The organism is Xanthomonas albilineans (assembly GCF_002939705.1).
Classification (GTDB): domain Bacteria; phylum Pseudomonadota; class Gammaproteobacteria; order Xanthomonadales; family Xanthomonadaceae; genus Xanthomonas_A; species Xanthomonas_A albilineans.
Genome location: NZ_MDCB01000004.1, coordinates 110,173 through 126,162, shown reverse-complemented (window position 1 = coordinate 126,162; position 15,990 = coordinate 110,173). Strand labels below are relative to the sequence as shown.

The following is a 15,990-nucleotide window of genomic DNA, read 5'->3' as shown; positions in this document are numbered from 1 at the left end:
GGCTCGCATGCACGCGCATTGGCGCTCCGACTCGCAGCGCGCGATGCGTCTGCGAGCGTTGTGCCGCAAGAAATTGGGCGTGGTGGCGTGCGCTGGTTATGCTGTGGCGATGACCGATGCGCCAGCCTCCGCTGTCCCCATGCAATATCCTCCCGCGTTGCCGCGTATCGCACTGGTGTTCGGCGGTAGTGGTCAAATCGGCGAACCGCTGTTGCATGGGTTGCTCGCCGCCGGCTGGCAGGTGCATGCCTACTCGCGGACCATCCAGCCTTCACGGCCCGGCCTGCATTGGCACTTGGGCGAGCTGGGGACGCTGTCGATGCCGCCGTTGCCAGTGGATGTCGTCTTCAGTTGCGGGCCGCTGGATGCGTTCGCGGATTGGTATCAACGCGTGCCGGTGCATGCGCCGCGCGTGGTTGCGTTCGGCTCCACCAGCCTGGAGGTTAAGCGCGATTCGCTGGATGCCACCGAACGCGATGTCGCCCGCCGCTTGCGCGAGGCCGAAGCGACACTGTTTGCGCTGGCTGCCGCGCGCGGCGCCGCCGCGACGGTGTTACGACCGACCCTGGTCTACGGCGCTGGTCGCGACCGTACCTTGAGCGCGATTGCGGCGCTGGCGCGGCGCAGCGGTTGGTTCGTGCTGTCGCGCAGCGCCTGTGGCCTGCGGCAGCCGGTGCATGTGCAGGATCTGGCCGAGGCGGCGCTGGCGGTGCTGGCGTCCGCGACCACGCATGGCCAAAGCTATGCGTTGGGTGGCGGCGAGACACTCCGTTATCGCGACATGGTGCACCGCGTGCTGGCCGTGTTGCAGCCGCCGGCACGGTTGCTGTTGTTGCCGCATGCCGTCTTCGCGCTGCTGTTGGCGTTGGCGCATGCGTGCGGTCGCTTGCGTGGCATGAATCGCGCGGCCTTGCAGCGCATGCGCGAGGATCTGGTTTTCGATCTGGCGCCGGCGCGGCGCGATTTCGGCTACGCGCCGCGCGCGTTCGCCCCGGATGCAGCCATGCTCGGCGTGACGTCCGGAGCTGCCGTGCGTCAGTAGCGCCAGCGCATGTGTCGGTACAGCTTGGCCAGCACCCAGGCCGGGCCGATCAGCAGCGCCATCGCATCGGTGCAGAAATTGGGCCGGCGGCCTTCCAATGTGTGCCCGATGCATTGCGCGATCGAGGCCAGCATGAGCACCGCCAGCGCCATCCAGCGCAATCCTTGCAGCCCCAGATGCGCTTCCAGCAGCCGGCACAGGCAGCCGTAAAAGAAGAACACGGCGAGCATGCCGTAGCCCAGCGGTCGTGACAGCCGGTTGTAGTACATCCACGCGGCGAACATGCCCAGTGCCGCCCACACTCCGCTTTGGAACCAGCTAGCGCCGACCGGTATGCACCACAGCAGCGCCACGACCGCCCATAGAATCCCCGGCACCGCGATCACGTGGATACGCTGGTTGGCGGCATTGCGGTGAGCGTCGGAATAGTGGGCGAAATATCGGTCGATCGGGCGCGCGTAGACGGTGGTCTCCATCTTTCCTCCGAGGAACCGGATCAGCATAGCGTCATCGACGCCGCGATGCGCAGACAGCGCGCTGTGGCGTCGGCGCGTGCGACCGATGGGAAAGGTGTGGCCGTTCGCGACGTGTCGCAGATCCGCGCGTTGTCCGGAGAAGCGTGTTGGAGCTAGTGCCGATCCGGTGGTTGCCATGGTCAGGAACGAAGAAGTGCAAGCCGTGGCGAGATCATCGCCGGTTCCGGGCCGATCCGCTCATGCGGAGGAGTATGCGTAGCGCTGCCGCGTCCGCATGCGTGACGTCGTCCACGCGCCGGCGTAGGGCGACGCCGTTCAATCGACCGAAATGCCCGCCAGCCGCTGCAGTGCCTCGGCGTATTTGCTTCGGGTACGCTCGATCACGTCCTGCGGCAGGCGCGGGCCGGGCACTGTCTTGCCCCAGTCCAACGTTTCCAGATAGTCGCGCACGAACTGCTTGTCGTAGCTCGGCGGGCTGCTGCCAATTTCGTATTCGTCGGCCGGCCAGTAACGCGAGGAGTCCGGGGTCAGCATCTCGTCCATGATGTACAGGCGGCCATCGAGGTCGGTGCCGAATTCGAACTTGGTGTCCGCCAGCAAGATGCCGCGCTCGGCGGCGAAGTCGGCGGCGAAGCGGTAGATGCGCAAGGTGGCGTCGCGCACGCGCTCGGCCAGTTCGGCGCCCACGGTCTTGACCATCGCGTCGAAATCGATGTTTTCGTCGTGATCGCCGACGGCGGCCTTGGTCGAGGGGGTGAAGATCGGTTCGGCCAGTTTCTCGGCCTGGCGCAGGCCATCGGGCAGTTCGATCCCGCTGACCTTGCCGGTGCGCTGGTAGTCCTTCCAGCCGCTGCCGATCAGATAGCCGCGGGCGATGGCTTCCACCGGCACCGGCTTGAGCTTGCGGGTCACCACCGCGCGTTTGGCGTACAGCGCGGTGTCCACGCCCTCGGGCAGCACCGCGGCGACATCGATGCCGGTGAGGTGGTTGGGCATCAGGTGCTCGGTCTTCTTGAACCAGAAGTTGGAGACCTGGCATAGCATCTCGCCCTTGCCGGGAATCGGGTCGGGCAGCACCACGTCGAAGGCGGACAAGCGGTCGGTGGCGACCATCAGCAGGTAGTCGCCGGCCGGGGCGTTGGCGGGCAGGCGGTCGCGCGGCAGATCGAACACGTCGCGGACTTTGCCGCGGTGACGCAACGGCAGGCCAGGCAGATCGGATTGCAACAGCGTGGTGGACACAGACGCTCCTACGGACTTCGCAATGGCCACCGTCTCGGGACCCGGCGGGCCCGCGGCGGACGGCGGGCCGCGTAGTGTAAGGCTGGAAAGACCCGCTGTGCCGTAAAATATACCGTCCTGTCCACCGAGCCCGCCCTTTGTCCAAGCCCTGGTACGGAAAACTGCTCGGCGCCATTGCCGCGGCCTTGCTGCTGCGGCCCACGCCTGTGCTTGGCGCATTTATTGGCTTGCTGATCGGACATGCTTTCGACGCGGACTGGTTCAAACTGTCTCAGCGCGAAGATCCGTATCGCGAACTGGGCCTCACACGCGATGCGACCGACGCGGAAATCGAACTTGCTTATCGCCGCCTGATGTCCCAATACCATCCCGACAAGGTCGCCAACGCCAGTCCAGAGTTGCGCGCCAGCGCCGAGAAAAAGGCCAGCCAGCTCAACACGGCTTACGACCGGATTCGCCTACTGCGCAAACGCTGAGATCCCGCCATGTCCGATTGCATCATTGCCCCATCCATCCTGTCCGCCGATTTCGCCCGTCTTGGCGAGGAAGTGGATGCGGTGCTGCGCGCCGGCGCCGACTGGATCCATTTCGATGTCATGGATAACCATTACGTGCCGAATCTGACCATTGGTCCGATGGTGTGCAAGGCGCTGCGCAAGCACGGGGTGACCGCAGCGATCGACGTGCATTTGATGGTCGAGCCGGTGGATCGGCTGATTCCCGATTTCGCCGAGGCCGGTGCCAGTCTCATCAGCTTTCATCCAGAGGCCAGCCGCCACGTCCACCGCAGCATCCAACTGATCAAGTCGCATGGCTGCCAAGTCGGGCTGGCGCTCAACCCCGCGACCCCGTTGGAGATCCTCGACTGGGTGCTGGACGATCTGGATCTGGTGTTGGTGATGTCGGTCAACCCGGGTTTCGGCGGGCAGACGTTCATTCCCTCGGCGCTGGACAAGCTGCGCGCGATCCGCACCTGCATCGACGCCAGCGGCAAGCCGATCCGGTTGGAGATCGATGGTGGGGTCAAGCCGGAGAATATCGCCGCGGTTGCGGCCGCCGGCGCCGACACGTTCGTTGCAGGCTCGGCCATCTTCAACGCGCCGGACTACGCCGAGGTCATCGCGCGGATGCGCGCGGCGGTGGCGGCGCGCTGAGATGGCGGTGGTGCAGATCCGCCCGGCGCTGGCCGCAGATGCCGCGCTGATTTTGCGCATGATCCGCGACTTGGCCCGCTACGAGCGCGCCGAGGACGCGGTGCAAACCGACGAAGCCAGCCTGCGCGCCAGTCTGTTCGGTCCGCACTCGCGTGCGTATGCGTTGATCTGCGAAGTCGATGCGCAGCCGGCCGGTTACGCGGTGTATTTCTACAATTATTCCACCTGGCTCGGGCGCAACGGCCTGTATCTGGAAGACCTGTACGTGGATCCCGCGCATCGCGGTCTCGGTGCCGGCAGGGCGTTGTTGCGGCATCTGGCGCGGCAGGCGGTGGCCGAAGGCTGCGGTCGTTTCGAGTGGTCGGTGCTGGATTGGAACCGCCCGGCGATCGACTTCTATGAAGCAGCCGGCGCGCAGGCGCAGGACGAATGGACCGTGTATCGCTTGCAGGGCGAGGCACTGAGCAGGTTCGCGGCCGGTTGAGCGCTGCTGACCTGCTGCGCATGAAAAGCAGCGACGTGCAAAAAGCAGGAACCGCATGGTTGCCCGTGCGGTTCCTCTAGAAATAATTGGAGGCTGATCCTGCCTCCATCCATCGTCCCTGCTATGGCCTTCCATGTTCCGGATTGTTGGTGACGCAGGTATGACAGCGTGCGGCATGCTGTCCTATCGATTCCCAATCCGCCTCATGCCTTGTCGGCGAAGCACGTGGCATGGTCCGCGCAGGCGGCGCATGGCAGCAGCGCATTGGTCTTTGATTTTCAGGTGGCGCGGTGGTCGTTGCGCGCCGCGCCGATGTCCGCGCCCGTACCGCAGACGCGGTTCCGTCGGCCATGATCCGCCTGAGCCGCTGCGCCTAAGAGTGGCTAACAAAACGACTATGTCGCCGCCGGGCGGGCGTGGGCAGTGCTCGGAATCCGCATGTACCCCCTTTGTACACGGCGGTTCCTGCGCGCTGTCCGCGCCCCCCCGACAGCGACTCGCGACGTTTTGTTGGCCACTCTAAACAGCCATTGCCACGTGCCCGCCGTCGCACAATCGACCGTGCCGTCTGCAACCGTTGCCACTCGCCGCAGTTGCGGTAAAGTAACTGCCATGTCCAGCTTGACGACCCCGCGTTCCTTCACTTCGGCTCGCCGTGCGTGGCGATGGTGGCCTGCAGCCGTCGTCCGTCCCGTCACCGCGCCCCGGAAGGAAAGCCGTTTTGATCACCCGCGAGCAGTTCCAGCACTACGCCGCTGAAGGCCACACCCGTATCCCTGTCGTTCGCGAAGTGTTGTCCGATCTGGACACGCCGTTGTCGGTCTATCTCAAGCTCGCCGACGCCCCGCATACCTATCTGTTCGAATCGGTCGAGGGTGGCGAGCGCTTTGGCCGTTATTCGATCATCGGCCTGCCGGTGCGCCGCGTGTACACCTTTCGTGGCCACACGCTGGAGGTGCGCGACCACGGCAATCTGGTCGAGCGGCGCGAGGTCGCCGATCCGCTCGCCGAGGTCGAGGCACTGCGCGTGCAGCACACGGTGCCCAGGATCGAGGGCGTGCCGGGCTTCACCGGCGGCCTGGTGGGGTGGTTCGGTTTCGAGTGCATTGGCTATATCGAGCCGCGTCTGGCGGGGGACGTTGCTCACGACGAATTGGACACGCCGGATATCCTGCTCATGCTGTCCGAAGAGGTCGCGGTCTTCGACAACCTCAAGGGCCGCCTGTACCTGATCGTACACGTCGATCCGTCCGTTGCCGACGCCTGGGAGATGGCGCAAGCGCGGCTCGACGCGCTTACCGCCACGCTGCGCCAGCCCGGTGCCGGTTATCCCGCGCCGCTGGCGCGCGACGTCCTCGACGAGCGCGATTTCGTCTCCGGCTTTACCCGCGAAGGCTTCATCGCCGCGGTGGAGAAGTCCAAGGACTACATTCGTGCCGGTGACATCTTCCAGGTAGTGCTGAGCCAGCGCCTGAGCGTGCCGTTCAACACGCGTCCGTTGGACGTGTACCGCGCATTGCGCGCGTTGAACCCGTCGCCTTACATGTATTTCATCGATGTTGGCGACACCCAGGTGGTGGGTTCCTCGCCGGAAATTCTGGTGCGCCTGGAAGCCGGGCAGGTCACCGTGCGCCCGATCGCCGGCACGCGCCGGCGCGGCAAGACCGTGGAAGAAGACCTCGCGCTGGAAGCGGAACTGCTCGCCGATCCCAAGGAGCGCGCCGAGCATTTGATGTTGATCGACCTGGGCCGTAACGATGCCGGTCGCGTCTCGCAGGCGGGGAGCGTGGCGGTCGGCGAGCGCTTCGTGATCGAGCGCTACAGTCACGTCATGCACATCGTCAGCGAAGTCACCGGCACGCTGTTGCCAGGACTCAGCTACGCCGACGTGCTACGCGCGACCTTCCCCGCCGGCACCGTCAGCGGCGCGCCGAAGATCCGTGCGCTGGAGGTCATCCGCGAGTTGGAGCCGATCAAGCGTAACGTGTATGCCGGCAGCATCGGCTACCTCGGCTGGCACGGCGATGCCGACACCGCCATCGCCATCCGCACGGCGGTGATCAAGCATGGCCGCCTGCATGTGCAGGCCGGTGCCGGCATCGTCTACGACTCCGATCCGCAGGCCGAATGGGACGAGACGATGAGCAAGGGCCGCGCGCTGTTCCGCGCGGTGGCCGAGGCGGCGAAGGGTCTCTAATGGAAATGACATTCAGTGAGAGACTGGGTTTTAAGGCACCTCATGCCTTGGCCCAGGTCGAATTCGCAACCCTATGGATATACCAGCCAAGCCGACGGTATTTGGCATGCCTTGATGGGTGAAGCCAACATCACGCAAGCCGACGCGCGCTATTTTCTGATGACATGCAGTGCATTCGTGAATTTACTTAAGACAAAGAAGGCCAGCTGATGCTGTTGATGCTCGACAACTACGACAGCTTCACCTACAACCTCGTGCAGTACTTGCAGGCGCTTGGCGCCGAGGTCAAGGTGGTGCGCAACGATGCGCTCAGCGTGGACGAGATCGAGCGCCTGGCGCCCGAGCGCATCGTCATCTCGCCCGGTCCATGCACGCCGAACGAGGCCGGGGTGTCGCTGCAATTGATCGAACGGCTCGGCCAGCGCACGCCGATCCTGGGCGTGTGCCTGGGTCACCAGAGCATCGGTCAGGTCTACGGTGGGCAGGTGGTGCGCGCCGGCACCATCATGCACGGCAAGACCTCGCGCATCCGTCACCAGGGCCTGGGCGTGTTCGCCGGTCTGCCCGATGGCTACGAGGCCACGCGCTACCATTCGCTGGTGGTGGAGAAGACCACGCTGCCGCAGTGCCTGGAAATCACCGCCTGGACCGAACACGCCGATGGCAGCATGGAAGAAATCATGGGCCTGCGGCATCGCCAGTTCCCGGTGGAGGGCGTGCAGTTCCATCCCGAGTCCATCCTCACCGAGCATGGTCACGCCTTGTTGAAGAATTTCCTGGAACGTTGAGTCGCCGCGCCGGCACCGCGTTCCTTCCCGTCACCGCCGGATGCCTATCGATGCACGATCGTACCGAGACCTTCCACTTCTACGAACCGGCTCATGGTCATGGACTGCCGCACGATCCGTTCAATGCCATCGTCGGGCCACGGCCAATCGGTTGGATCGGTTCGCGTGGTGCCGACGGCGTTGCCAACCTGGCGCCTTACAGTTTTTTCAACGCCTTCAACTACGTCCCGCCGATTGTCGGTTTCGCCAGCATCGGCTGGAAGGACAGTGTCCGCAACATCGAGGCCAGCGGCGAATTCACCTGGAACCTGGTCACGCGCGTACTGGCCGAGGCGATGAACGCCAGTTCCGCGGCGGTCGCGCCGGAGGTTGACGAGTTCGCTCTGGCTGGGCTGGCCGTCGCGCCCTCGCGGCTGGTCGGCGCGCCGCGGGTCGCCGCCAGTCCGGTGAGCTTCGAATGCCGGCTCAGCCAGTTGCTGCCGCTGCAGACCGCGCGCGGTGAACCGATCCAGACCTGGCTGGTGCTCGGCGAGGTGGTCGGCGTGCACATCGCGCGCAGCGCATTGCAGGACGGGCTCTACGATCCGGCCGCGGTCGGCACCCTGCTGCGCGCCGGTGGACCGGCCGATTACTTCGAGGTGCTCGCGCAAGGGCGGTTGCGCCTGGAGCGGCCCGCTCGCCCGGGCTGACCCCAGTGACAGCTTTTCTCCCTCTTCGGACAGCAACAGATCTTTCCTCCATGACCATCACGCCACAGCAAGCCCTGCAGCGCACCATCGAGCACCGCGAAATCTTCCATGACGAGATGGTCGGGCTGATGCGGCAGATCATGCGCGGCGAGGTATCGGCGGCGATGACCGCGGCCATCCTCACCGGGCTGCGGGTGAAGAAGGAGACGGTCGGCGAGATTGCCGGTGCGGCGCAAGTGATGCGCGAGTTCTCGCGCACAGTAGACGTCGCCGACCGTCGCCATATGGTGGACATTGTCGGCACCGGCGGCGACGGTTCGCATACCTTCAACATCTCCACCTGTGCGATGTTCGTCGCCGCCGCGGCCGGGGCCAAAGTGGCCAAGCACGGCAATCGCAGCGTCTCTTCCAAGTCCGGGAGTGCCGATGCGCTGGAAGCGCTGGGCGCGGCGATCGAGCTGCAACCGGAGCAGGTGGCGCAGGCGCTGCGCGCCACCGGCATCGGTTTCATGTATGCGCCGGTGCATCATCCGGCGATGAAGGTGGTGGCGCCGGTGCGCCGCGAGATGGGTGTGCGTACCATCTTCAACATCCTCGGACCGCTGACCAATCCGGCCGGTGCGCCGAACATCCTGATGGGGGTGTTTCATCCGGATCTGGTCGGCATCCAGGCGCGAGTGCTGCACGAACTGGGTGCCGAGCGTGCGTTGGTGGTGTGGGGCCGCGACGGCATGGATGAACTGTCGCTGGGAGCCGGCACCCTGGTCGGCGAGTTGCGCGATGGTCAGGTGCGCGAATACGAACTGCATCCGGAGGATTTCGGCATCGCCATGTCGGCCAGCCGCAACCTCAAGGTGGCCGATGCTGACGAATCGATGGTGATGCTGCGTAGCGTGCTTGATAACGTCCCCGGCCCGGCGTTGGACATCGTCGCCTTCAATGCGGGCGCGGCGTTGTACGTGGCCGGTGTGGCCGCCGACATCGCCGCCGGTATCGCCCTGGCCCGTGCCGCTATCGCCGACGGCCGCGCCCGCGCCAAGCTGGAGGCGTATGTGGTGTGCACGCGGGAATTGGTCCAGGCCAGGAACCTGGGGTCCGAGGCCCACTGAGAGCCCTCTTCGCCCATGCAGTTGCGTTCGCTGCAGTACCAGAATCGTGCCGCACGCACTTGCGGTAGGCATGAGATCTTCTACGCTCTTGCGAGCCGCGAGTCCTGGCTTGACTGCCGCTTACGTCCCGCATCGCCGATAATCCTTCCTCTCCACAGGATCCCAACGCATGAGCGACATTCTCCGCACCATCCTCGCGCGCAAGACCGAAGAGATCGCCGAACGCAGCGCACGCGTACCGTTGGCCGAGCTGGCCGCGCGCGCGGAGGCCATGCCGTCCACGCGCGGGTTCGCGCGCGCCCTACAGGCCGCCATCGCCAACGGCGACCCAGCGGTGATCGCCGAGGTCAAGAAGGCCAGCCCATCCAAGGGCGTGATCCGGCCCGACTTCCATCCGGCCGATATCGCGGTCAGCTACCAATTCGGCGGTGCTGCCTGCCTGTCGGTGCTGACCGACGAGGATTTCTTCCAGGGTCACGATCGCTACCTGCAGCAGGCGCGTGAGGCGTGCACGCTGCCTGTGCTGCGCAAGGATTTCACCATCGACCCATACCAGGTATACGAGGCGCGCGCGCTCGGCGCCGATTGTATTTTGCTGATCGTCGCTGCGCTGGACGACCTGCAATTGGCCGAGCTGTCGTCGCTGGCATTACAGTTGGGGATGGATGTGCTGGTGGAAGTGCATGACATCGACGAACTGGAGCGCGCCCTGCAAGTACCAGCGCCACTGATCGGCATCAACAATCGCAATCTGCGTACCTTCGAAGTGTCGCTGCAGACCACCTTGTCGATGAAGGACGCGGTGCCGCGCGATCGCCTGTTGGTCACCGAGAGTGGCATTCTTGGCGCAGCAGACGTGGCGACGATGCGCGCTGCCGGCGTGCATGCCTTCCTGGTCGGGGAGGCATTCATGCGTGCGGAGGAGCCTGGAGAAGCGCTGCGCCAGTTGTTCTTCTCTGCATGAGTGCGCCGTATTCAGTCCCGCACGCCGACGCGCCGGTGGTGGTGTTCGACTTCGATCACACGCTGTACGACGGCGACTCCGGCAGTCACCTGTTCGCTTGGTTGATCCGGCGCAATCCGTTGCGCCTGATCGCCGCGTTGTTGGCGACGCTCTTGTTGGGGCCGCTGGTGGTGATGTTGCCGACCCGCCGCACTGGCATTTCCGGCTATGTGTGGATCGCCAGTTTCGGCCTGCGTCGCGTGCGGGAGTTCAACGTCATCATCGATCAGTACGTCCTGCGTCATCAGGTGCAGATTCGGCAGCGACTGCTGCCGCAAGCGCTGGAGGTATTCGCCCGGCACCGTGCCGCCGGCGACCGGGTGGTCGTCGCCACCGGTGCGCCGCCGGAATTGGCGCGGGCGATTCTTGGCTTCGTCGCGCACCAGGATGTGCCGGTGATCGGCAGCCTGATCGCTCCGCGGCTGGGCGCGGTCGTCGCGACCCGCCATTGCCACAATCAGGAAAAGCTGCACATGCTGCGCGAGCTCGGCTATGGCGCTATCGCCAAGGCCTATTCGGACAGCATCGCCGACTTGCCGCTGCTGCAAGCGGCCGTCGCGCCGGTGGTGGTCAATCCCAAGACCTCGGCGGTGGCGGTGTTTCGGCGCACCTTGCCGTCCGGCACGCCGATTTTGAACTGGGGATGCCGCGATCGCGCCGGCGACGCGGTTAGCGCGTGATTGCCGCGAGACGGCAGCCCAGCGTTTGACGGTGTTGCTCAACGGTCGCGTGCGGAATAGGCGCTGTCGCTCGCCACCAGGGCTTGGTGGATCGGCCCGATCCACTGCCCGTGGTCGATGTCGTAGGTACCGAAGCTGCCTTCGAATTGCCAGTATGCCCAGGCGGAATTGCGTTTCTCCGCGGCGTTGACCACATCGATCTTGGGCCGGGGTCTGGACGTTTTGCGCGAGCAGGGAGTGGGCATCCGCCGGTTCACTGCCGTCGCCGTCGGCGTCGGCGTCCAGCACGGCATGTTGGCGCTGAAGCCTCGCGCGGGGCATGAGGAACTTCGCGCCGTGAATGCGCGCGTTCTCGCGCGCAACATGATCGACACCGCCATGGCAGGCACAGGTGTACTTGAAGGCTCGGATCAACGTGCCAGTTAACGCGATCCGTGGGTTGGGTGTCGCGATGCCGCAGGCCATCCCTGGCGTAGCAACAGATGTTTGTCGACATGGCCTAGGGCCAGATGTGACTGCCCGGAGACGCCGTTGGTGACGACTTCAGCACTGTCCAAGCGGGCCCTGATGGTGGCCCGCGGCCAGCCCCAGGCCGAGCAGCACCTGGCAAAAGAACAGGTCGAAGGCCAGGCACATTGTGTTCTCAAGCAACTGCGCCAGCCAGCAGTCCGGTCGGAACGAAGCTAGTAGAACGTCTCGTTCAGTCGTATTTCGGCGGGAGTCTGGGTGCGTCCAGCGAACGAGGCATGCCGATCAGCGCGCGCCGTACAGCACCACGGTCTTGCCGCGGGCGTGCAGCGTGCCGTCGACCTGCAGCTTCTTCAGCACAATGCTAACCGAGCCGCTGACCACGTAGTACAGGGTGCCGGCGGGGTCGCCAGGTCTGAACACGTCGGTCCGCGCCGGATAACGGCGACGGTGGCTATGGGCTAAAAAGCGATCAATGGTGGCGTTGTCCAACGTCAGAGGACTTGGAGCGATACGCACTGGTGTTGCAATGGTGGCGTTTCCGGGACTCATGTGGGTTTCAGCTACGGCGTGATTCGTGAAGCTTAACGGGACGCGTTCGCGCCGGCAAACATGGGCGTACGACACATTTCGCATTGCGTGCATTTAGCCCATAATCTTGTGCATCCCCCGTGAAATTTAAAGGACCCACACCGTGGTCAAGCCGTTGCCTCGCCTGAGGTTACAAGGTTTCAACAACCTCACTAAGGCGTTGAGCTTCAACATATACGACGTCTGTTATGCGATTTCTGAAGATGAGCGTCAGCGTTATATCGAATATATCGACGAGCAGTACGACGCCGATCGTCTGACCCAGATTCTTACCGATGTGGCCGAGATCATCGGCGCCAACATTCTCAATATTGCACGCCAGGATTACGATCCGCAGGGCGCGTCGGTGACGATGCTGATTTCCGAGGAGCCGGTCATCGACAAGAAGGCGGCGGGCAAGGAAATCATTTCCGATGCCGTGGTTGCGCATATGGACAAGAGCCACATCACTGTCCATACCTACCCCGAAACCTATTCACAGCACGGTATCGCCACGTTCCGTGCTGACATCGATGTCGCGACCTGCGGGGTGATTTCGCCGTTGAAGGCGCTCAACTATCTGATCGAGAGTCTGGAATCGGACATCGTGATCATGGATTACCGTGTGCGCGGCTTCACCCGCGACGTGAAGGGCAAGAAGCACTACATTGATCACAAGATCAATTCGATCCAGAATTTTCTGGCGAAGAACATCAAGTCGCGCTACGAAATGTTCGACGTCAACGTGTATCAGGAAAACATGTTCCATACCAAGATGCACCTGAAGGACTTCGACTTGGATCAGTACCTGTTCGAGGAGAAAGCCAAGAATCTATCTTTCAAGGAGCGCATGCGTATCGAAGCGCTGCTCAAGCGCGAGATCGAGGAGTTGTTCCACGGCCGCAATTTGGTCGAATAAGTCTCGGTATCGGGGTTATGCAAGAGCGCATTTGCGCGCTGCGGGTTGCCGACAGGGCTCCGAGGTGCCGCGAAAGCGTGCTGTCGCCACTGTATTTGTCTACGATCAGAGACGGCGCGCCAATTTTTCCTGCCGCTTGCCAAGGGTGTGTGGGGCATCGGCGCAGCTCTCTGCGCGAAGGATGGCGGCGGTTTCGCTTTGCTGCTGGCCGGGTGCCGTGAGGCCGGGGCGTTTGGCGGCTCCGGTCTGGGGATTGCTGCGCGATCTACTGGGGTCGCGCTCTGTGGCAGGTGAGGCGTGGCCGCGGCTGCGTGGGGCATTCGGCGACAGTGTCCTGGCGGCGGTGCGTTGGGCTTGCATCCGGTGGGCGCGGGGCGACTAGCGTAATCGGCCTGAAGTGGGTGCTTTGCCGAGTGCCGGTTTCAAGCGATGGGCATCCGTTGCCACCGGGCGAGTAGGCGGCCGATCAGCAAGCGGTGCGCGACCACAGCCAGCAGCGCGGTGATCGACAGCGCGATGATGACGCGGGTGAGCATGCCGCCCAGATTGCCGGCGTGCTGCAGCTGGTCGAGCCGCCCGAACTGCGATGGATCGGCGTTGGCATAGGCGATCTCCACGGTGGCGCCGTCCAGCAGCAACGGTGCCGCTTCAGCGCCGCTGGCTTCGAACGCGCCGTTGTGCAGCCGTCCCCTGCTCTGGAATAAATAATGAAAGCGATAGCGCACCAACGGCCGGGCCTGCATGCCGAAGGCGCCATCGGCGATCACCGGGACAGTGGCCACCGAGTGGTCGCGCAGGATCGCGCTGGCGTGGGCATAGTCGCCGAGCAACTGATAGAGCAGCACGCCACTGCAAAGCGCGAACAGGCTGGCGAACAGCAGGCGGGAGAGCCGGCGGATCAGCAGTGAGTGCGAGTGGAGCGTGGCTGCGGGCATGGTGGTCGGCGGGTGGAGCCCACGCCGAAGGCGCTAGACACGGAAAATGCGGCAGATGACAAGCGACGCAGGGGATTGCCCATCGGGAGCATGTCGTGCGTTTGCGCGAAATCGGTCAGCATTTGTTCACTTTAACCCGAATCTGCTGGCAATACCAGCTGGCGCTATTGCTTGCCGCCGCTGGCGGTCATGGTCACAGTCGATAGGCGACCGCCTTCATCAGCCGCGACGCGGCGGCCATCATGGTGGGGATCGGAACGGGCAGGTGGCGCGCGCCGGCGTGCTCGGCATGCTCGGCATGGCGTGCCTCGTCCACTTTCATCACTGTCAGAATGTCGCGGCTGCGCAGGTCGGCTGGTGGCAGCGTCTGTAGGTGTTCGTCCAGATGCGCCTCGACCTGGCGTTCGGTCTCCACGACGAAGCCCAGGTTCCAGCCATCGCCACGCAGCCCGGCCAGCGTGCCGATCGCGTAGCTGCCTGCATACCAGAGCGGATTGAACAGGCTCGGGCGGCTGTCCAGTTCGCGTAGCCGCTTCGCGCACCAGGCTAGATGATCTGTCTCTTCCTGTGCCGCTTCCAGCAGCTGCGCACGCGTGGCCGGGTCGCGGGCGACCGCGGCTTGACCGAAGTAAAGCCCCTGTGCGCAGACTTCGCCGACATGGTTGATACGCATCAGCCCGGCCGCGTGCCGGCGCTCGTCCGGGGCCAGCACCACGTCGGCGCTGGTCCCGGGGTAGGGCCGTTGCGCTGGCGGATCACCGAACACGGTCTCCAGCGCGCGCTGGGCCTCGACCAGGATGCGATCGAGTGGAGAATGCTGGCGGCTGTCCGTCATGCGGGAGGCCCTGAAGCAGTGGAAGTGTCGATTCTCGCCTTCGGGCTGGCGCACTGCCAAGCATGACGGGTCATTCGGCCGCTAGCGCTGGGAAGAACTTGCACGCAACCCAAGTCGCGCGTAGAATTCCGCCTCTTGTGTTTTTGCAATATCACAACGCGTGGCAAAGTTCCGGCGGCTCGCCGCAGGAATCCGCCCGACCAACCGAGTCTTTCAATGAGCACCTTCACTGCTAAGTCCGAGACCGTCCAGCGCGACTGGTATCTCGTCGACGCCGCCGGCAAAACGCTGGGTCGGCTTTCCACCGAACTGGCTCGCCGTCTGCGCGGCAAGCACAAGCCGGTCTACACCCCGCACGTCGATACTGGCGATTACCTGGTGGTGATCAACGCCGAGAAGATCGTCGTCACCGGCAACAAGCTAAAGGACAAGAAGTATCACCGCTTCACCGGCTACATCGGCAATTTGAAGACCGAGAGCCTGGAGCAGGCGTTGGAGCGCCATCCGGAGCGTGTGATCGAGATCGCGGTCAAGGGCATGTTGCCCAAGGGGCCGCTGGGCCGTGCGATGTACCGCAAGCTCAAGGTTTATTCCGGTGCGCAACATCCGCACGCCGCTCAGCAGCCGCAGGTTCTGGATATCTAAATCATGGCTATCACGCAAAACTACGGCACTGGCCGCCGCAAGTCCTCCACCGCTCGCGTGTTCCTGCGCAAGGGCACTGGCAATATCTCTGTCAACGGTCGTCCGCTGGACGAGTTCTTCGGCCGCGAGACTGCGCGCATGATCGTGCGTCAGCCATTGGAGTTGACCAAGAACACCGAGAGCTTCGACATTGTTGTCACCGCCTCTGGTGGCGGCACCACCGGCCAAGCCGGTGCGATCCGCCTAGGGATTGCCCGTGCGCTGGTCGAGTACGATGAAACGCTGAAGTCCGAGTTGCGCAAGGCTGGCTTTATGACCCGCGACGCCCGCGAGGTCGAGCGTAAGAAGGTCGGTCTGCACAAGGCGCGTCGCGCCACCCAGTTCTCCAAGCGCTGATACCATCGCCCCTGGCGTGGAATCCTGCGGATTCCACTGGGGTGTACAAAAGCCCGGCTCCGGCCGGGCTTTTGTCGTGTTGGGGCTTTGCTCTGCGCTTTGCTGAGCGATGACGATTGCGGGGTATGGATGCGCGTGATCGCAGCGGTTTTGGGTTGCGCGCGTTTGACGCAGTGCCGCGTGTGGTTCGTTCATGCTGGTTCGAGGCGAGGCGCCGACTGTGTATCAATGTGTGCTGAAAAGTCCCCTGGAGTTCAAGGGTGCTGCGTGGTGGAAGGTGTTGGGCTCGCATCTTGTGCGCGGTGTGGAGCTCAGGCGCAACGGGCCCGTCGCAAACTAAACGCTGGTCAAATAAAAA

19 protein-coding genes, 1 other RNA gene and 1 pseudogene are annotated in these 15,990 nt (G+C 64.0%); 15 read left to right on the top strand and 6 right to left on the bottom strand.

Annotated features, from left to right (window positions below; translation table 11 throughout):
- The first annotated feature begins 139 nt into the window (after positions 1–139).
- Positions 140–1,042, top strand: a complete 903-nt coding sequence (locus XalbCFBP2523_RS05240; RefSeq protein ID WP_045766593.1) for an SDR family oxidoreductase — start codon at positions 140–142, stop codon at positions 1,040–1,042.
- Here the strand turns inward: XalbCFBP2523_RS05240 and XalbCFBP2523_RS05235 are convergent.
- Positions 1,036–1,518 (bottom strand): Mpo1 family 2-hydroxy fatty acid dioxygenase, encoded by a 483-nt coding sequence (locus XalbCFBP2523_RS05235; protein WP_045757586.1) that lies wholly within the window; start codon positions 1,516–1,518, stop codon positions 1,036–1,038. The two genes, XalbCFBP2523_RS05240 and XalbCFBP2523_RS05235, sit on opposite strands and share 7 nt — an antisense overlap.
- Positions 1,519–1,833: 315 nt before the next feature.
- Complete coding sequence (locus XalbCFBP2523_RS05230; RefSeq protein ID WP_045765126.1) at positions 1,834–2,760, bottom strand: phosphoribosylaminoimidazolesuccinocarboxamide synthase; 927 nt, start codon at positions 2,758–2,760, stop codon at positions 1,834–1,836.
- 137 nt (positions 2,761–2,897) lie between these two features.
- On the opposite strand from XalbCFBP2523_RS05230, the gene XalbCFBP2523_RS05225 reads away from it, so the two are divergent.
- The 10 genes from XalbCFBP2523_RS05225 (at position 2,898) to XalbCFBP2523_RS05180 (ending at position 10,864) form a co-directional block, all read left to right on the top strand.
- Positions 2,898–3,236 (top strand): J domain-containing protein, encoded by a 339-nt coding sequence (locus XalbCFBP2523_RS05225; RefSeq protein WP_045765127.1) that lies wholly within the window; start codon positions 2,898–2,900, stop codon positions 3,234–3,236.
- 9 nt (positions 3,237–3,245) lie between these two features.
- A complete protein-coding gene (gene rpe, locus XalbCFBP2523_RS05220) occupies positions 3,246–3,914 on the top strand; it encodes a ribulose-phosphate 3-epimerase (protein ID WP_012914837.1) in 669 nt (222 codons plus the stop codon).
- 1 nt (position 3,915) lies between these two features.
- Positions 3,916–4,398: a GNAT family N-acetyltransferase gene (locus tag XalbCFBP2523_RS05215; RefSeq protein ID WP_045765128.1), complete on the top strand. Its 483-nt coding sequence runs from the start codon at positions 3,916–3,918 to the stop codon at positions 4,396–4,398.
- A 438-nt stretch (positions 4,399–4,836) separates the two neighbouring features.
- Positions 4,837–4,914: non-coding RNA, sX9 sRNA (locus tag XalbCFBP2523_RS05210), on the top strand.
- Between the two features lie 205 nt (positions 4,915–5,119).
- Positions 5,120–6,595: an anthranilate synthase component I gene (gene trpE, locus XalbCFBP2523_RS05205; protein WP_045765129.1), complete on the top strand. Its 1,476-nt coding sequence runs from the start codon at positions 5,120–5,122 to the stop codon at positions 6,593–6,595.
- 209 nt (positions 6,596–6,804) lie between these two features.
- Positions 6,805–7,383, top strand: a complete 579-nt coding sequence (locus XalbCFBP2523_RS05200; RefSeq protein ID WP_012914841.1) for an aminodeoxychorismate/anthranilate synthase component II — start codon at positions 6,805–6,807, stop codon at positions 7,381–7,383.
- A 50-nt stretch (positions 7,384–7,433) separates the two neighbouring features.
- Positions 7,434–8,072: a flavin reductase family protein gene (locus XalbCFBP2523_RS05195; RefSeq protein WP_012914842.1), complete on the top strand. Its 639-nt coding sequence runs from the start codon at positions 7,434–7,436 to the stop codon at positions 8,070–8,072.
- A gap of 50 nt (positions 8,073–8,122) precedes the next feature.
- Positions 8,123–9,181, top strand: coding sequence for an anthranilate phosphoribosyltransferase (trpD, locus tag XalbCFBP2523_RS05190; protein ID WP_045757590.1), 1,059 nt, complete (start codon positions 8,123–8,125; stop codon positions 9,179–9,181).
- Between the two features lie 169 nt (positions 9,182–9,350).
- Positions 9,351–10,145 carry an indole-3-glycerol phosphate synthase TrpC gene (trpC, locus tag XalbCFBP2523_RS05185; RefSeq protein WP_045765130.1) on the top strand — a complete coding sequence of 265 codons (795 nt, stop codon included), beginning with the start codon at positions 9,351–9,353 and terminating at the stop codon, positions 10,143–10,145.
- Entirely contained in the window at positions 10,142–10,864 is a 723-nt protein-coding gene (locus XalbCFBP2523_RS05180; RefSeq protein ID WP_045765131.1) for a haloacid dehalogenase-like hydrolase, read from the top strand. The genes trpC and XalbCFBP2523_RS05180 overlap by 4 nt, the downstream gene beginning before the upstream one ends.
- A gap of 38 nt (positions 10,865–10,902) precedes the next feature.
- Here XalbCFBP2523_RS05180 and XalbCFBP2523_RS05175 read toward each other — a convergent pair whose 3' ends face one another.
- Entirely contained in the window at positions 10,903–11,058 is a 156-nt protein-coding gene (locus XalbCFBP2523_RS05175; RefSeq protein WP_249027712.1) for a hypothetical protein, read from the bottom strand.
- Between XalbCFBP2523_RS05175 and XalbCFBP2523_RS16760 the strand changes: the two genes are divergently transcribed.
- Positions 11,051–11,290 carry a hypothetical protein gene (locus tag XalbCFBP2523_RS16760; RefSeq protein ID WP_170064223.1) on the top strand — a complete coding sequence of 80 codons (240 nt, stop codon included), beginning with the start codon at positions 11,051–11,053 and terminating at the stop codon, positions 11,288–11,290. The two genes, XalbCFBP2523_RS05175 and XalbCFBP2523_RS16760, sit on opposite strands and share 8 nt — an antisense overlap.
- 390 nt (positions 11,291–11,680) lie before the next feature.
- On the opposite strand, the pseudogene XalbCFBP2523_RS05165 reads toward XalbCFBP2523_RS16760, so the two are convergent.
- A pseudogene (locus XalbCFBP2523_RS05165) lies at positions 11,681–11,884 on the bottom strand (transcriptional regulator Crp); the annotation flags it as partial.
- 142 nt (positions 11,885–12,026) lie between these two features.
- Here XalbCFBP2523_RS05165 and speD point away from each other — a divergent pair.
- The gene (gene speD / locus XalbCFBP2523_RS05160; protein WP_012914848.1) at positions 12,027–12,821 is read left to right on the top strand and encodes an adenosylmethionine decarboxylase; all 795 of its coding nucleotides are present in this window, start codon (positions 12,027–12,029) and stop codon (positions 12,819–12,821) included.
- 422 nt (positions 12,822–13,243) lie between these two features.
- Here speD and XalbCFBP2523_RS05155 read toward each other — a convergent pair whose 3' ends face one another.
- Positions 13,244–13,756, bottom strand: coding sequence for a hypothetical protein (locus tag XalbCFBP2523_RS05155; RefSeq protein WP_012914849.1), 513 nt, complete (start codon positions 13,754–13,756; stop codon positions 13,244–13,246).
- A 193-nt stretch (positions 13,757–13,949) separates the two neighbouring features.
- Positions 13,950–14,591: a 2-polyprenyl-3-methyl-6-methoxy-1,4-benzoquinone monooxygenase gene (coq7, locus tag XalbCFBP2523_RS05150; RefSeq protein WP_045765133.1), complete on the bottom strand. Its 642-nt coding sequence runs from the start codon at positions 14,589–14,591 to the stop codon at positions 13,950–13,952.
- A gap of 216 nt (positions 14,592–14,807) precedes the next feature.
- On the opposite strand from coq7, the gene rplM reads away from it, so the two are divergent.
- Together rplM and rpsI are read left to right on the top strand one after the other, a co-directional pair.
- Positions 14,808–15,236 (top strand): 50S ribosomal protein L13, encoded by a 429-nt coding sequence (gene rplM / locus XalbCFBP2523_RS05145; RefSeq protein WP_045726683.1) that lies wholly within the window; start codon positions 14,808–14,810, stop codon positions 15,234–15,236.
- A 3-nt stretch (positions 15,237–15,239) separates the two neighbouring features.
- A complete protein-coding gene (gene rpsI / locus XalbCFBP2523_RS05140; RefSeq protein WP_012914852.1) occupies positions 15,240–15,632 on the top strand; it encodes a 30S ribosomal protein S9 in 393 nt (130 codons plus the stop codon).
- Positions 15,633–15,990 lie beyond the last annotated feature (358 nt).

What these genes read in the sequence shown, in the direction of transcription:
- XalbCFBP2523_RS05240 (WP_045766593.1), top strand. Translation starts at nt 140, where the DNA reads ATGCAATATCCTCCCGCGTTGCCGCGTATCGCACTGGTGTTCGGCGGT.
- XalbCFBP2523_RS05235 (WP_045757586.1), bottom strand. Translation starts at nt 1,518, where the DNA reads ATGGAGACCACCGTCTACGCGCGCCCGATCGACCGATATTTCGCCCAC.
- rpe (WP_012914837.1), top strand. Translation starts at nt 3,246, where the DNA reads ATGTCCGATTGCATCATTGCCCCATCCATCCTGTCCGCCGATTTCGCC.
- XalbCFBP2523_RS05215 (WP_045765128.1), top strand. Translation starts at nt 3,916, where the DNA reads ATGGCGGTGGTGCAGATCCGCCCGGCGCTGGCCGCAGATGCCGCGCTG.
- XalbCFBP2523_RS05200 (WP_012914841.1), top strand. Translation starts at nt 6,805, where the DNA reads ATGCTGTTGATGCTCGACAACTACGACAGCTTCACCTACAACCTCGTG.
- XalbCFBP2523_RS05195 (WP_012914842.1), top strand. Translation starts at nt 7,434, where the DNA reads ATGCACGATCGTACCGAGACCTTCCACTTCTACGAACCGGCTCATGGT.
- trpD (WP_045757590.1), top strand. Translation starts at nt 8,123, where the DNA reads ATGACCATCACGCCACAGCAAGCCCTGCAGCGCACCATCGAGCACCGC.
- trpC (WP_045765130.1), top strand. Translation starts at nt 9,351, where the DNA reads ATGAGCGACATTCTCCGCACCATCCTCGCGCGCAAGACCGAAGAGATC.
- XalbCFBP2523_RS05180 (WP_045765131.1), top strand. Translation starts at nt 10,142, where the DNA reads ATGAGTGCGCCGTATTCAGTCCCGCACGCCGACGCGCCGGTGGTGGTG.
- XalbCFBP2523_RS05155 (WP_012914849.1), bottom strand. Translation starts at nt 13,756, where the DNA reads ATGCCCGCAGCCACGCTCCACTCGCACTCACTGCTGATCCGCCGGCTC.
- coq7 (WP_045765133.1), bottom strand. Translation starts at nt 14,591, where the DNA reads ATGACGGACAGCCGCCAGCATTCTCCACTCGATCGCATCCTGGTCGAG.
- rplM (WP_045726683.1), top strand. Translation starts at nt 14,808, where the DNA reads ATGAGCACCTTCACTGCTAAGTCCGAGACCGTCCAGCGCGACTGGTAT.
- rpsI (WP_012914852.1), top strand. Translation starts at nt 15,240, where the DNA reads ATGGCTATCACGCAAAACTACGGCACTGGCCGCCGCAAGTCCTCCACC.